8 protein-coding genes and 1 pseudogene are annotated in these 15,864 nt (G+C 64.2%); all 9 read left to right on the top strand.

Annotated elements, in window-relative coordinates:
• Window positions 1–527: 5-oxoprolinase subunit C family protein (locus IEX61_RS03450; RefSeq protein WP_505650666.1), on the top strand; the 527-nt coding region annotated here is incomplete at its 5' end.
• Window positions 528–557: 30 nt separating this feature from the next.
• Window positions 558–1,322: a LamB/YcsF family protein gene (locus IEX61_RS03445; protein WP_188816799.1), complete on the top strand. Its 765-nt coding sequence runs from the start codon at window positions 558–560 to the stop codon at window positions 1,320–1,322.
• A gap of 102 nt (window positions 1,323–1,424) precedes the next feature.
• Entirely contained in the window at window positions 1,425–2,618 is a 1,194-nt protein-coding gene (locus tag IEX61_RS03440) for an NRAMP family divalent metal transporter (RefSeq protein WP_054670643.1), read from the top strand.
• A gap of 15 nt (window positions 2,619–2,633) precedes the next feature.
• Window positions 2,634–3,434, top strand: a pseudogene (locus IEX61_RS03435) (putative hydro-lyase).
• Between the two features lie 23 nt (window positions 3,435–3,457).
• Entirely contained in the window at window positions 3,458–5,101 is a 1,644-nt protein-coding gene (locus tag IEX61_RS03430) for a peptide ABC transporter substrate-binding protein (protein ID WP_188816798.1), read from the top strand.
• Window positions 5,102–5,163: 62 nt separating this feature from the next.
• Window positions 5,164–5,826 (top strand): pyroglutamyl-peptidase I, encoded by a 663-nt coding sequence (pcp, locus tag IEX61_RS03425; RefSeq protein WP_054670651.1) that lies wholly within the window; start codon window positions 5,164–5,166, stop codon window positions 5,824–5,826.
• Window positions 5,827–5,985: 159 nt separating this feature from the next.
• Complete coding sequence (locus IEX61_RS03420) at window positions 5,986–9,522, top strand: protein NO VEIN domain-containing protein (RefSeq protein ID WP_188816797.1); 3,537 nt, start codon at window positions 5,986–5,988, stop codon at window positions 9,520–9,522.
• A complete protein-coding gene (locus tag IEX61_RS03415) occupies window positions 9,501–12,353 on the top strand; it encodes a DUF1156 domain-containing protein (RefSeq protein WP_188816796.1) in 2,853 nt (950 codons plus the stop codon). The genes IEX61_RS03420 and IEX61_RS03415 overlap by 22 nt, the downstream gene beginning before the upstream one ends.
• Window positions 12,354–12,430: 77 nt before the next feature.
• Window positions 12,431–15,805 carry a DUF499 family protein gene (locus IEX61_RS03410; protein WP_188816795.1) on the top strand — a complete coding sequence of 1,125 codons (3,375 nt, stop codon included), beginning with the start codon at window positions 12,431–12,433 and terminating at the stop codon, window positions 15,803–15,805.
• Window positions 15,806–15,864: the final 59 nt, after the last annotated feature.

The raw sequence follows: 15,864 nt of genomic DNA, 5'->3' as shown, positions 1-15,864 counted from the left end.
TGGCCGCCCTGTCCGGCCGGCTCGGCCGCCGTCCGCTGGCGTCGGTGCCGTGGCGCGTCAGCCCCCGCGCCTTTCCCGCCTACGCGGCCCAGCCGACGGTGCGCGCCCTGCGCGGCCCCGAGTTCGACGCCTTTTCGCCCGCGGCGCAGGCGGCCTTCTTCGCGCGGCCCTTTCGCGTCACGCCGCAATCAGACCGCATGGGCTATCGCCTGGCCGGCCCGGCCCTGGCGCTGCGGGAGCCGATCGAGCTCGTCTCGGAAGGGGTCAGCGCCGGCACGGTGCAGGTGCCGCCCGACGGCCAGCCCATCGTCCTCCTCGCCGACCGGCAAACCGTCGGCGGCTACCCGCGGATCGCCTGCGTGGCCACCGTCGACCTGCCCGTGCTGGCCCAAATGCCGCCGGGGGCTACGGTGCGCTTCCGCGAGGTGTCCCTGGGCGAGGCCCAGGCGCTCCTGGCGCGCCGCGAACAGCTCTTGCGGCGGCTGCGGGCGGCCATCTTCCGGCGGCTGGCGGAAGGCGCGCCGTAAACCCGGCAGTACCAAAAAGGAGGAATGCCGATGCTGCGCATCGACCTCAACTGCGACATGGGGGAAAGCTTCGGCATCTGGCGCCTCGGCGACGACGAGGCCGTGCTGCCCTACATCACCTCGGCCAACATCGCCTGCGGCTTTCACGCCGGCGACCCGTCGACGATGCGCCGGACGGTGCGGATGGCCCTCGACCGCGGCGTCGCCGTGGGGGCGCATCCCGGGCTACCCGACCTCGTCGGGTTCGGGCGGCGGAATCTCGCCGTCACGCCCGAGGAGGCCTACGACCTGGTGGTCTACCAGGTCGGCGCCCTGGCCGCCTTCGTGAAGGCGGAAGGCGGACGCCTCCAGCACGTCAAGCCGCACGGCGCCCTCTACAACATGGCGGCCAAGGACCGCGCCCTCGCCGAGGCCATCGCCGAGGCGGTGTACCGCGTCGATCCCGACCTGATCCTCTTTGGCCTGGCCGGAAGCGAACTTGTCCGCGCCGGACAGCGCACCGGCCTGCGCGTCGCCGCCGAGGCCTTCGCCGACCGCACGTACCAGGCGGACGGCTCGCTCACCCCGCGGCGGACGCCCGGCGCGCTGATCCTCGACCCCGAAGTGGCGGCGGAGCAAGTCGTCCGCCTGGTAAAAGAAGGGAAGGTACGCTCCCTCCAGGGCCCGGACGTTGCCGTGCGCGCCGACACGGTCTGCCTCCACGGCGACGGTGAGCGCGCGGTGGAATTCGCCCGCGCGATTCGCGCGCGTCTCACCGCGGAAGGGATCACGGTGAAGGCGGTGGGAGCCAAGTAAAGAGGGACGAGCAGACACGGGCAGCAACCGGCAGACGACAGAAGCAGGGCACCGTCGCAAGCATCGCAACACACATGGAATGCACGCAACAAAAGGGGGCGCATGGCAACGATGACGCGCAATTGGGGTCTCCTGCTCGGAGCGGCGTTCCTGATGGCCACGTCGGCCATCGGGCCGGGCTTCCTCACGCAGACCACCGTGTTCACGGAAAAGCTCGGGGCCAGCTTCGGCTTTGTCATCTTGATGTCCATCCTCCTCGACATCGGGGCCCAGCTGAACATCTGGCGGGTCATCGCCGTATCGGAAAAGCGGGCCCAGGACATCGCCAACGACGTGTTGCCCGGGTTGGGCTACATCCTCGCCGCGCTGATCGCCATGGGCGGCCTGGCCTTCAACATCGGCAACGTGGCTGGAGCTGGGCTGGGCGTCAACGTGCTCTTAGGGCTGGACGTGAAAACGGGAGCCGTCATCAGCGCCCTGATTGCGATCGGCATCTTTCTCGTCCGCGAGGCGGGCAAGGCGATGGACCGCTTCGCCCAAATCATGGGCTTTGTCATGATCGCCCTGACGCTGTACGTGGCCGTCGTCTCGGGACCGCCCGTCGGCGAGGCGGTGGTGAAAACCTTCTGGCCCGACACCGTGGATGCGCTGGCCATTGTCACGCTGGTCGGCGGCACCGTCGGCGGCTACATCACCTTTGCCGGCGGCCACCGGCTCCTCGACGCCGGACTGCGCGGACCGGACGCGCTTCCACAGGTGACGCGCAGCGCCGTCTCGGGCATCCTGATCGCCTCGGTGATGCGGGTGATCCTGTTCCTGGCCGCCCTCGGCGTCGTCGCTCAGGGGCTGGCCTTGAACCCGGACAACCCGCCGGCCTCGGTCTTCCAGCACGCTGCCGGAACCATCGGGTACAAGCTGTTCGGGATGGTCATGTGGGCCGCGGCGGCGACCTCCATTGTCGGGGCTGCCTATACATCGGTGTCGTTCCTGCGCAGCTTTCATCGCAGCCTCGACCGGCATCACCGGTGGGTTATCATCGCCTTCATTCTCATTTCCACGCTCGTGTTTGTCGCCGTCGGCCGGCCGGTGAAGGTGCTCATTCTCGTCGGCGCCCTGAACGGGCTGATTCTGCCCCTCGCCTTGAGCGTGATCCTGGTGGCCGCGTACCAGCAGCGCATCGTTGGCGCATACCGGCATCCACTGTGGATGACCGTGTTCGGGGGACTGGTCGTCATCGCCATGGCCTATCTGGGTGTGAAAACACTGATCGCAGAGATTTCGAAATTGTTGCAATAGAGAGGAGGAAGAGACATGCGCGACATGGCCAGACTTACGCCCGCCGAGGCGCGGGCAATGATTCGCCGTGGGGAATGAGTTCGCCCCACGGCCGGCGTGGCGAACGGGTTCGTGCAAGCCAATTTGGTGGTGCTGCGAAAAGAATGGGCCTTTGACTTCTTGCTCTTCTGCCAGCGCAACCCGAAGCCATGTCCCGTGCTTGACGTCACCGATCCCGGCTCGCCGCATCCCGCGCGAGTCGCCCCGACGGCCGACCTGCGTACCGACGTCCCGAAGTATCGCATTTACCGCAACGGCGAGCTGGTGGAGGAGACAACGGATCTCTTGTCCCATTGGCAAGACGACTTCGTCGCCTTTCTGTTGGGGTGCAGCTTCACATTTGAAAAGGCGCTCCTGGACGCCGGAATTCCCGTGCGCCATCTGGAGGAGGGGAAAAACGTGCCCATGTACCGCACGACCATCCTTTGCCATAAAGCCGGACGCTTCGAAGGGCCGATGGTGGTCAGCATGCGGCCCATTCCAGCCAGGGATGTCGCCCGCGCCGTGCAGGTGACGGCCCGCTTTCCGGCCGCTCACGGCGCGCCGGTGCACATCGGTGCCCTGGAGGCGATCGGCATCCAGGATCTGTCCCGTCCGGACTTTGGCGACCCAATCACCATTCGGGAAGGGGAGATTCCCGTCTTCTGGGCCTGCGGCGTGACGCCCCAGGCGGTGGCCATGGCGGCCAAGCTCGACCTGATGATCACGCATGCGCCCGGACACATGTTCATCACCGATTTGCGGGGCGAGGACTTGGTAGGGGAAGGACTCAAATAAACTTTTCGTGGAGGTGTTGCCCCATGTCCAAAATCAACCGCCTGGTCGCATGGGGATTGCTCTTCGTGTGCATGTTCTGGGTGGCTGTCGGGTGCCAAAACACACCGGTGGGCAAAGAAACCCATCAGGAGGACAGTGCGTCAACAGCGACCCAACCTTCCCAGGAACTGCACGTCAACCTGCGTAGCGAACCGCCGGTGCTGTATCCCGCGCTGGCCACCGACACCACCTCGGGGCTGGTGCTGTACCATGTTCTGGAGGGTCTGACCCGCTTAGGTGAGAACGGTCAGGTGCGTCCAGGCATGGCCACCAGTTGGCAGGTGTCGGACGACGGGATGACGTATACCTTTTTCCTAAGAAAAACGGCCGAGTGGAGCGACGGCCAGCCCGTTACGGCTCACGATTTCGTGTATTCCTGGTTGAAGATGCTGGATCCCAAAACGGCCTCCAATATTGCCTACCATTTGTATCCTGTCAAAAACGCCAAAGCGTTTAACGAAGGAAAGGCCCAGGCCGAAGACGTGGGCATCCGCGCCTTAGATGATTACACCCTGCAGGTCACCTTTGAGCATCCCGTACCCCATTTCCTGAACCTGACATCGCACCAAGCCCTGCTGCCGATCCCCAAACACGTGGACGAAGCCAATCCCAACTGGTACAAAGAGGCGGCCACCTTTGTGGGGAACGGCCCCTTCCAATTGGCAGAATGGATCCACGATTCGCACATCGTGCTGAAGAAAAACTCGCATTACTGGGCTAAGGACGAAGTGAAACTCGATGCCATCCACATGGCCATGGTCAATGATGAAAACACGGAATACCAGATGTTTGAAACCGGCCAATTGGACGTTGCGACGCCACCTCTGGAACTGACGAAGGAGCTTCTCGACGCCGGCAAAGCGAAAGCCAAGCCCATGTTCGCCACGTACTATTTGGTCCTCAACACACGGGATCCCGTTCTGAAAAACCCCAAGATCCGCAAAGCCCTCGCCCTGGCCATCGACCGACGGGCCCTGGTGGAAACCGTACTGCAGGGCGGGCAAATCCCCGCAACGGGCATGGTTCCTCCCGGAGCGCCGGGCCTGAACGGAGATTTCCGCGCCGAGCAAGGGGACTTGCTCAAGGATGGGGATGTGGAAGCGGCAAAGGCGCTGCTCCAAGAAGGACTGCGCGAACTGGGACTAACCAAGCTCCCGCCGCTCACGTACAAGTTCAACACCGGTCAAGGACATCAAAAGGTGGCCGAAGCCATTCAGCAAATGTGGAAACAGCATCTCGGCGTGGACATTAAGTTGGCCAATGAGGAATGGAAGGTGTACTTGGCATCTCTGGATCAAGGAAACTTTCAAATCGGACGTCTGGGCTGGGTGGGCGAATACCTGGATGCGATGACCTTCCTCGACCTGTTTGTCACGGATGGCGGAAACAACCATACGGGCTGGTCCAATGCGCGCTATGATCGGCTGATTGCCGAAGCGCAGTCAACGGCAGACCCTGCCAAGCGCATTCGTGCTCTGCAAGAAGCGGAAAAGCTGCTCATGGAGGAGATGCCCATTATCCCTATCTACTTCTATACCCGCGTGTATATGGAGAAACCGCATGTGCGCGGCGCGATCCGCAACATCATTTACGAAACGGATTATTCCCGTGCCTGGTTGGAACGGTGACCATTCCGCTCTGAATGACCGCGAATGCGATCACGTCACTGGCGTGCGAGGTGAGGTGCACCATGCCCAAAGCCTTGTTGACGGGGTTTGACCCTTTTGGCGGGGAGCCGATCAACCCGTCCTACGAGGCGGTCAGCCAGCTTGATAGACAGACCATTGACGGGGTACAGATCGTCGCGTGGAAAATTCCGACGGTATTCCGCCGTTCGGTTGATGTTCTGGCCCATGCCATTGAGACGGTCCAACCACAGGTGGTCATTTGTGTCGGGCAGGCCGGCGGCGCCAGCGACATCCGTGTCGAGCGCGTGGCCCTGAACCTCATCGACGCCCGCATCCCGGACAACGAGGGGAACCAGCCCGTCGACGTACCGGTCGTGCCCGACGGACCCGTTGCGTACTGGTCGACGTTGCCCGTGAAAGCGATTGTGCACAACCTGCGCGCCGCGGGCATCCCGGCGACCGTTTCCTATTCCGCCGGTACCTTCGTGTGCAACCAACTGTTTTACGGGTTGGCCCATCTCCTAGCCACCCAATACCCTTCCATACGCGGCGGCTTTCTCCACATTCCGTACTTGCCCGAGCAGGCGGCGCGCCATCCCGGCGCCCCCAGCATGGCGCTTGAGACGGTGGTGAAGGCCCTGGAAATCGCCGTGCGCACCTGTTTCCAGCAGGAGCTCGAGGAACCGGAGGCCGAACGGCGGATCAGCGAAGGCCGGGAATGGTGAGCGTGACGGGACCATGACACCGCCCCGACGGCGGCGCTTCGTACGCGCCGCCTTTTTGCATTCAACTGCGATGGAGATACCGGCAAAGAAGGAATTGTTCCGTCCGTGTCGAATACTGTCATGCTTATGGTCCAACAACCGGCGGATGCAGGTGGAAAGATGCGACTGGAAGAGTTGGCTCCCGGAATCCGCGTTCGCGGACTGGTACCGGATCAGGTCGTCACCCTCATCGATGTGCAATCCCACGGCTCCGACGTAGTAGAAGTGGTCTACAAAGACCCCAGCGGCCGCATCGACAATCGGCTCATCTTTCGCTATCAAGCCGAGCGACTGGAACCGGTGCAGCCTGACGCGCAGTGGTCGTTCCAGGCCGATGGCGCGCGCTTTCGCCTGGCTGTGGAAGCCCTGCGCATCCGCCTGGCTCACCTGTTTGACCCGCTTTTGGCCGTACATACCTCCTTAATCGAACCGCTGCCCCACCAAATCGCCGCCGTCTACGGCATCATGCTCAAGCGCCAGCCGCTGCGCTTCCTGTTGGCCGACGACCCCGGAGCGGGGAAGACGATCATGGCCGGACTCCTCATCAAGGAACTATTGCTCCGCGGCGAGGTGCAGCGCTGCCTGATCGTGGCTCCGGGCAGCCTCGTCGAGCAGTGGCAAGATGAGTTAGAGAGCAAGTTCCACCTGCGCTTTGCCCTGCTCTGCCGGCAGTCCTTTGCCGAATCGCCCTCGGGCAACCCCTTTGCAGAGCAGCCGCTGCTCATCGCCCGCCTCGATCACCTCAGCCGCGATGGAGAGGCCCAGGCCAAGCTGGCCAAAACGGAATGGGACCTCGTCATCGTCGACGAGGCCCACAAGATGGCGGCGACGCGCTTTGGCAGCGAGATCAAGGAGACAAAGCGCTTCAAGCTGGGCAAGCTCCTGTCGCGCATCGCCCGCCATTTCCTGCTCATGACCGCCACGCCGCACAACGGCAAGGAAGAGGATTTCCAGCTCTTTCTCTCCCTGCTCGATCCCGACCGCTTTGAGGGACGGTACCGCGGCGCGACGCTCGGTCCCATCGACGACCTCATGCGCCGCCTGACAAAGGAACAGCTGGTCACCTTCGACGGCAAACCGCTCTTTCCCGAGCGCCGAGCCTACACCGTCACCTACCAGCTGTCGCCGGAAGAGGCCGAGCTCTACCAGGCAGTGACCGCCTACGTGCGTGAGCAGTGGAACCGCATTGACCGTCTTGCTGATCACGAGAACCAGCGCCGCACGGTGGGCCTGGCCCTCACCATCTTGCAGCGTCGCCTGGCGTCATCGCCGGAGGCCATCTACCAATCGCTGCGCCGCAGACGGGAGCGGCTCGAAGGCTGGCTGCAGGAGGTGCGGCGAAAAGCCCACGACGGGCACCTGCACTGGCTGCAAATGTCAACCGTCGAAACCCCGGACGATCTTGAAGATCTGGATGATCTGCCCGATGATGAAGAAGTGGAAGCGGAAATCGCCCACCGGGCCACCGCGGCGCGCACCGTGGCCGAACTGGAAGCGGAAATCGCCGTCTTGCGGGAGCTGGAGGAGAAGGCCCGCCGCCTGCGGCAAAGCGGTCGCGACCGCAAGTGGGAAGAGCTGGCCCTGCTGCTTGAAGGCGATCCCAACCGGGAGGCGTCCCACTGGATGCGCGACGAGCGCGGCCAGCGGCGCAAGCTGGTCATCTTCACCGAGCACCGCGACACGCTCCACTACCTCGCCGAGAAGATCCGCAATCTCCTCGGGCAGCACGAGGCGGTGGTAACCATCCACGGCAGCATGCGGCGCGAGGAGCGGAAGGAAGCCCAGGAACGGTTTTGCCATGACCCCGCCGCCGTGGTGCTCATCGCCACCGACGCGGCGGGGGAGGGCATCAACCTGCACCGCGCTGCCCATCTCATGGTCAACTACGACCTGCCCTGGAATCCCAACCGCCTCGAACAGCGGTTCGGGCGCATCCACCGCATCGGCCAGCGCGAGGTGTGCCACCTGTGGAACCTGGTGGCCGAAGGGACGCGGGAGGGGGACGTGCTCGCCCACCTGCTGCGGAAGCTGGAGGCCGAACGGAAGGCCCTCGGCGGGGCCGTCTTCGACATCCTGGGCAAGCTCTTTCAGGGCAACCGGCTGCGCGACCTGCTCATTGAAGCCATTCGCTATGGAGAGCGGCCCGACGTGCGCGCGCGGCTGCACCAGGTGGTCGACCAAGAACTGGACCGCGAGCGGCTGGCCAAGCTGCTGCAGGAGCACGCCCTGACCGGGGAGCTCCTGGACCCGAACACCCTGCGGCGCGTACGCGACGAGATGGAACGCGCCGCTGCACGCCGCCTGCAGCCGCATTTCATCGCCTCCTTTTTCCGCAACGCCTTTGCCCACCTTGGCGGGCAGATTCGCGAGCGGGAGAAGGGGCGCTACGAGATTGTCGCCGTGCCGCCGGCCGTGCTGCGCCGTGCCCGCGAGCGTTCCCGGGGTACACCCGTGCTGCCGCGTTATGCCCGTGTCTGCTTTGACAAGGCGCTCATGGACATCCCCGGCAAACCGGCCGCGGAGTTTTTGTGCCCCGGCCATCCGCTGCTCGATGCCGTCGTCGACCTCATTCTTGAGCGGCATGGCGATGCCCTCCGGGAAGGGGCCATCCTGGTGGACGAACACGATAACGGCCAAGAGATGCGCGTGCTCGTGATGCTGGAGCACGCCATCTGCGACGGAACGGTGCTGCCGAACGGGGAGCATCGCGTGGTGTCGAAGCGGCTGGTTTTCGTGGAAATTCCGCCCGATGGCACACCCCGCGCGGCCGGGTATGCGCCGCACCTCGACCTGCGCCCGCTTACGGAAGACGAGCGGGCACGCATCCAGCCGCTCCTCGAGCAGCAAACGTGGGCGCGTGCGGCCGTTGAGAACCAGGCCCTGGAGTACGCCATCCGCCAACTGGTACCGGAGCATATGCACGAGGTGGAGGCCCTGCGCACGGAACAGGTGGCCAAAACGCGCCGCGCAGTCCGGCAGCGCCTGCTGGAGGCCATCGCCTACTGGGACCGGCGCGCCGCCGAGTTGCGCATGCAGGAGCGTGAGGGCAAGCCCAACGCCCGCCTCAACGCGGAAAACGCCCGCCGCCGCGCCGACGAGCTGGAGGAACGCCTGAGGCGGCGCATGGCCGAGCTGGACCGGGAAGCGCAGCTCTTCGCCCGCCCGCCGGTGATCCTCGGTGCGGCCCTGGTCGTTCCGGCGGGGCTTTTGCGCGATGAAGGGGAAACCGCCGGCGCGCACGAGGGTGGATCACCGGACGACCGCCGGACGGTGGAACGCATCGCCATGGAAACGGTGATGGCGGTGGAACGCGCCCTGGGCCACGAGCCGCGCGACGTGTCGGCCGACCGCCGCGGCTACGACATTGAATCGCGCGACAGACAGACGGGGACGCTCCGCTTCATCGAGGTGAAGGGACGCGTTGCCGGTGCGCCGACCGTCACGGTGACGCGGAACGAAATCCTCACCGCCCTCAACCGCCCCGACGCCTATTGGCTGGCCGTGGTGGAAGTGGCCGACGGGCGAACCCAGCGCGTGGTCTACATCCACCGGCCCTTCCGCAACGAGCCCGACTTCGCCGCAACCAGCGTGAACTACGATTTGCCTGAGCTTATGGCCAAAGGAGAGGACCTGACGTGGCTTATCGGAAGAAGCTGATCGAGGTAGCATTGCCGCTTGAGGCCATCAACCGCGAATCGGCACGGGAAAAGTCGCTCCGCCACGGCCACCCCTCGACGCTCCATCTGTGGTGGGCACGCCGACCCCTTGCCGCAGCCCGAGCGGTGCTCTTTGCCAGTCTGGTGGACGACCCCGGTAACGACCTGCCGCCCGACGCCGCAGCGAAAGAGCGGGAACGGCTGCACCGCCTGATCGAACGGTTGGTGAAATGGGAGAACGCCCATGACGAGGCCGTGCTTCATGAAGCGCGCCTGGAGATCGCCCGCAGCCTCGCACGGGAAAAAGGGCTGGCGCTGCCCGATCCGCCCACACCGGAAGCCGTGCGGGCCTTTTTGGAAGAGCACGCCCCACCGGTGCTCGACCCCTTCGCCGGTGGCGGGAGCATTCCCCTCGAGGCGCAGCGCCTTGGCCTCATGCCCGTGGCCAGCGACCTCAACCCGGTCGCCGTGCTCCTCAACAAGGCCCTGATTGAGATCCCGCCGCGCTTTGCCGGCCGACCGCCGGTCAATCCCGAGGCCCGGCGCCGTCTGGCCGACGGCGACTGGAAGGGCGCCACCGGCCTTGCCGAAGACATTCTGTATTTCGGCCGGTGGATGCGCGACGAGGCAGAAAAGCGCATTGGCCATCTGTACCCCAAGGTACGCCTGCCTGAGGAGCAGGGCGGTGGCGAGGCGACGGTGATTGCCTGGCTGTGGGCGCGCACGGTGCGCTGCCCCAATCCTGCCTGCGGGGCAGAAATGCCGCTCGTTCGCTCGTTCTGGCTGTCGAAGCGGAAAGGAAACGAGGCGTGGGTGGAGCCGGTGGTTGACCGCACGCAAACACCGCCAGTGGTGCGCTTTGTCGTGCGTACGGGCCATGGCGCACCGCGGGAGGGAACGGTGAATCGCCGCGGTGCTACCTGTATTTGTTGCGGCTCGCCGGTAACGTTTCCTTATATCCGCGGCGAAGGGAAAGCCGGGCGCATGGGCGCGCGGCTCATGACCATTGTGGCCGAGGGAGCGCGGGGGAGGGTGTATGTAGAAGCAAACCGGGAACACGAGAGATTAGCTTCTCTTGCACAACCCGATTGGAAACCTGAAGCATTTCTACCTCTAAACAATCCTCGAAACTTTAACACGCCCATTTACGGTCTTACTACTTATGCCCACCTCTTTACCTCGCGCCAGCTGGTGGCACTCAACACCTTCAGCGACCTGCTGGATGAGGTTGAAAAGCAGGTACGTGATGCAGCCGTTGCCGTAGGTTTTGCGAACGATAACGTGCCACTGAAAGAAGGCGGCAGCGGTGCCAAAGCCTATGCAGAAGCGGTGAGAGTGTACTTGGCGTTGTCTATTGACCGTCTAGCAGATAGAGGGAGTACTATTTGTGGTTGGGATACGGGTTATGTAAAAATACGTAACACCTTTGCGCGGCAAGCCATTCCTATGGTTTGGGATTACGCCGAAGGCAATCCATTTAGTGATTCCAGTGGTAATTGGGTAGGTGCAGTAGAATGGGTAGCTGAAGTGGTAAAGTGTTTAACAGTTCAACCTAAAGGGTACGCGATGCAGGCCGATGCAGCTAATGCGATCCCCAATGGCCGCTCCTTCGTCGTCTCCACCGATCCGCCGTATTACGACAACATTGGTTACGCAGATCTATTGGACTTCTTCTACGTTTGGCTACGGAGAAATCTGCGTTCGGTTTATCCAGATCTTTTTGCCACCCTGCTAGTGCCCAAGACCGAGGAACTGGTGGCCACACCATACCGCTTCGGTGGCGACAAGGAAACAGCCAAGCGCCATTTTGAAGAAGGCTTACGCTGTGCCTTCCGCTTGATGCGGCAGCGCGCCCATCCCGACTACCCGATGACCATTTACTACGCATTTAAGCAGCAGGAAAGTGAAACAGAAGAGGGTGAGGGTAAAGGTAGGAGCTCCGTTGCTTCGACGGGATGGGAATCGATGCTCAGTGCTCTTTTGAGCGAAGGTTTTCAAATTACCGCCACGTGGCCCATGCGTACCGAAATGGGGAATCGTTCAGTAGCCCTCGGCACCAACGCCCTCGCCTCCTCCATCGTCCTGGCCCTGCGCCCGCGCCCGGAAGACGCGCCCGTCGTGCCGCGGCGAACCTTCCTCACCCAGCTGCGCCGGGAGCTGGCCGAGGCGCTGCAGATGCTCAAGAGCGGCAACATCGCCCCCGTCGACCTGGCCCAGGCCCTCATCGGTCCGGGCATGGCCGTCTTCTCGCGATACAAGCAGGTGCTGGAGGCCGACGGCTCCCCGATGACCGTCCGCACGGCGCTGGGGCTCATCAACCAGGTGCTGGACGAGCTCCTTGCCGAACAGGAAGGCGACTACGATGCCGACACGCGCTGGGCACTGGCCTGGTTTGAGCAGTACGGCTACCGCGAGGGGCCCTACGGCGATGCCGAGACGTTGGCCGTGGCCAAGAACACGAGCGTCAAGGGGCTGGAGGAGGCAGGCATTCTCGAAGCCCGAGCGGGGAAGGTGCGTCTAAAAAACCGGGAAGAATACCGCGATGAGTGGGATCCGGAAGCCGACTCGCGCCTGGCGCTGTGGGAGGCCGTCCATTACGTGGCCCAGGCCCTTGAACGGCGCGGGGAAGAGGCCGCCGCTGCCCTTCTGGCCCGGCTCGGGGCGCGCGCCGATGGGGTGCGCGAGCTGGCCTACCGCTTGTACACGTTGTGCGACCGCAAGCAGCTGGCCGCCGACGCGCTGGCCTTCAACCTGCTCGTGACGCTGTGGCCGCGCCTCAAAGAAAAGGCTGGGAGCCTGACATCCAGCACAACCGGCTCGCTGCTGTGGTAAGGTTTTCGCACCAGGCTACAAGAACGTTCCAATGCACGAAAGAAAAACGTCCGAAACGGGGAGAGGAGGGGACTTCCATGGCCACGAGCAACCGCGAACGGGTGGGGAAGGGGTTGGAAATTCTCCAGGAAGCCCTCGGCGACTACCTGAGGAGCAGGTTGAAGGCCCATTTCGGCCGCGGCTGGTTTGTGGAAGGTGTGGAGCCGCACCTGACGGGCACGGTGGGTATCGACGCCATCCGCCATGAGGGGCCCGACGACGAGAAGTTTGCCAAGCTTGACGTGCAGGCCCTCCTCATCGTCATGTGGAACAACTGGCGCACCCTCTTTGCCGGTCAGTTTGGGCACAGCGAGCGCAGCTACGTCAGCGAGCTGCGCGAGGTGCGCAACCAGTGGGCCCATCAGCAGCCCTTTTCCACCGGCGATGCCCTGCGCGCCCTCGACACAATGCACCGCCTCCTCACCGCCATCCGCTCGCCCCGGGCGGACGAGGTGGGGAAGATGGTGCGCGACCTGCAGCTGGTGCTGCTGCGGGAAGAAGAGCGCAAGCTGGCCCAGCAGCGCACCCTCGAGCCCACCCGCGTGGAGGCCCATGCCCACCTCAAGCCCTGGCGCGAGGTGGCCACGCCCCACGACGACGTAGCCCAGGGCCGCTTCCAGGAAGCCGAATTCGCCTGCGACCTGGCCCAGGTGATCGCCGGCGAGGCCGAGCCGGAATACCAGGATCCCACGGAATTCTTCCGCCGCACATATCTCACCGAGGGGCTGCGCGAGGTGCTGAAGCTGGCCATTCTGCGCCTCACCGGAAAGGGCGGCGCCCCGGTGGTGCAGCTGCAGACCTCCTTCGGCGGCGGCAAAACCCATACCATGCTCGCCCTGTACCACCTCTTCGGCGGGGAGGTGCGCCTTTCCGAGGTGCCCGACCTGGCCGAGCTGGTGCGCGAGGTGGACGAGGACCTTCCGGTGGCCAACCGTGCCGTCATCGTCGGCACCAAGCTGTCGCCCACCGAACCGCGCGTCTATCCCGATGGGGTGGTGACGCACACCCTGTGGGGCGAGATCGCCTACCAGCTGGGCGGCAAGGAAGCCTACGAGCTGGTGCGCCGGGAGGACGAGACGGGCATTGCTCCGGGTTCCGACAAGGTGAAGGAGCTCCTGTTCCGCTACGGCCCGGCCCTCATCCTGATCGACGAGTGGGTGGCCTTTGTCCGCAACCTCTACCATCCAGATGCTGACCTGCGCCTTCCCGCCGGCAGCTTTGACGCCAACTTGACCTTTGTGCAGACCCTGACCGAAGGGGCCAAGCGGGTCAAGGACGCGCTGGTGGTGGCCAGCATCCCGCAATCGGACATCGAGGTGGGCGGGGAAGGGGGGCGCGCCGCCCTCGAACGCCTCCAGCACACCTTTGGCCGCCTGGAGACGATCTGGAAGCCAGCGACGCGCGAAGAAAGCATGGAGATCGTGCGGCGGCGCCTCTTCAAACACATCGACGAAGAGGCCCGGGACAAAGTGGTGCGCGAATTCATAGCCTTCTACCGCAACAACCGCACGCTCTTTCCCAGCCACGTGCAGGAGCGGGAATACGAGCGGCGGTTCCGCATGGCCTACCCCATCCATCCGGAACTGTTTGACCGCCTGTACGAGGACTGGTCGACGCTGGAACGCTTCCAGCGCACCCGCGGCGTCCTGCGGTTCATGGCCCTGGTGATCCACCGCCTGTGGCAGGTGGGGGACCGTTCGGTGGTGATCCTGCCCGGCACCCTGCCCCTCGACAGCCAGCAGGTGGCCTCCGAGCTGACCAAGGTGCTCGAGTACGGCTGGCACCCGGTCCTTGACGCCGATGTGGACGGTGAACAGTCGCGCGCCCACCAGCTCGACTTGGCCAATCCCCACTTTGGCCGGCTGTCGGCCTGCCGCCGCGTGGCACGCACGATCTTTCTGGGTACCGCGCCCCACGGTACGCAAACAAGCGGCACGCGGGGCATCGAAGAAGGTCGCATTCTGCTCGGCTGCGTGCTCCCGGGCGAGCAGGTGCACGTATTCGGCGACGCCCTGCGCCGGCTGCAGGAGGAGCTGACCTACCTCTATGCCGACGGCCGACGGTACTGGTTCAGCACCCGCGCCACCGTCAACCGCGTGGCCCAGGAACGGGCCGGCCAGTGGACGGACCAGGACGTGGAGGCGGAAATCATCCGCCGTCTGCGCGAGCACGTAAAACGCGAGAAGGGGCCGTTCCACGCTGTCCATGTGGCCCCCTATGACGGCCAGGAAGTGGCCGACGAGCCGGCCGTGCGCCTGGTCATCTTGCCGCCGCGGGAAGCGCACCGCAAGGGCCTCGAGGAAACCCGGGCCCTCCAGCTGGCCGCGCGCATTCTCGAAGAGCGCGGCAATATGCCCCGGCTGTACCGCAACATGCTTGTCTTCCTCGCCACCGACGCCGGGCGTTGGGACAGCCTGGCGCAGGCGGTGCGCCTGTACCTGGCCTGGAAATCGGTCGAGGAGGACAGCGAGCAACTCAACCTGGACATGCACCAGCAGCACATGGTCAAAAGCCAGATTCGCCATTGGGATCAGACGGTGAATGTCCGCCTGCAGGAAGCATACGACTGGCTGCTGGTGCCCACGCAAGACGGCATCGGGCCGGTGCAGTGGGAAGCGTTGCGCCTGGCCGGCACCGGCGGGGAAAACCTCGCCGTACGCGCGGGAAACAAAATGGAAGAAAGCGGTCACCTCGTCCTGTCCTTCCACCCGCAACTGTTGGCGGGGGAACTGCAAACATGGCTGTGGCGTGACCACCGCCACCTGCCGATACAAGAAGTGTGGACGTGCTATGCCCGCTACCTCTACCTGAGCCGCCTGCGCGACGCCAGCGTGCTCAAGCGGGCCGTGGAAGAGGGCTTGGCCAGCAAGGAGCATTTTGGCTATGCGAAAGCAGCCCACGACGACGGCACGTACGAAGGCTTTATGTTTGGGATCATCGGAGCCCGAATTTCTGTAAAAGAAGGCGTGCTCATCCGCCCCGATGTGGCGCGTGCGTATGAGGAAACGTTGAAAAAGCGTGACGGCAAACACGACGACGAACATGACGACAATGAAGGAACCGGTGGCGACAAGGACCCCGGCGGTTCCGGGGGCGGTGCCGTGGATCCGCCAGGCCCGGGACCCGGCCCGAGACCGATTGACCCGCCGGTGGATCCACCGATTGTACCGCCACCGCCAAAGGTGCGCCGCCTCAACCTGTTCGCCAACGTGCCGCCGGAGCGGCTGATCGGGAAGTCTTCTGAAATCTTCCAAGAAGTGCTGACCCATCTGCTGAGCCTCGATGGTGCCGAGGTGGAAGTGAACCTGGACATTACGGTGCGCATCCCAAATGGCCTGCCCGGTCACGTGCGGCGCGTAATCAATGAAAACGCGCGGGTGCTGGGCGTGCAAGTGGTGGAGTATGAGGAGTAAACACAGAGGGCGGTTGACCAACAGCCGCCCTCATCCTTCCAAAATAGGGGAGAGGTTCG

The organism is Calditerricola satsumensis (assembly GCF_014646935.1).
Classification (GTDB): domain Bacteria; phylum Bacillota; class Bacilli; order Calditerricolales; family Calditerricolaceae; genus Calditerricola; species Calditerricola satsumensis.
This window is presented reverse-complemented; position numbering and strand designations above follow the sequence as displayed.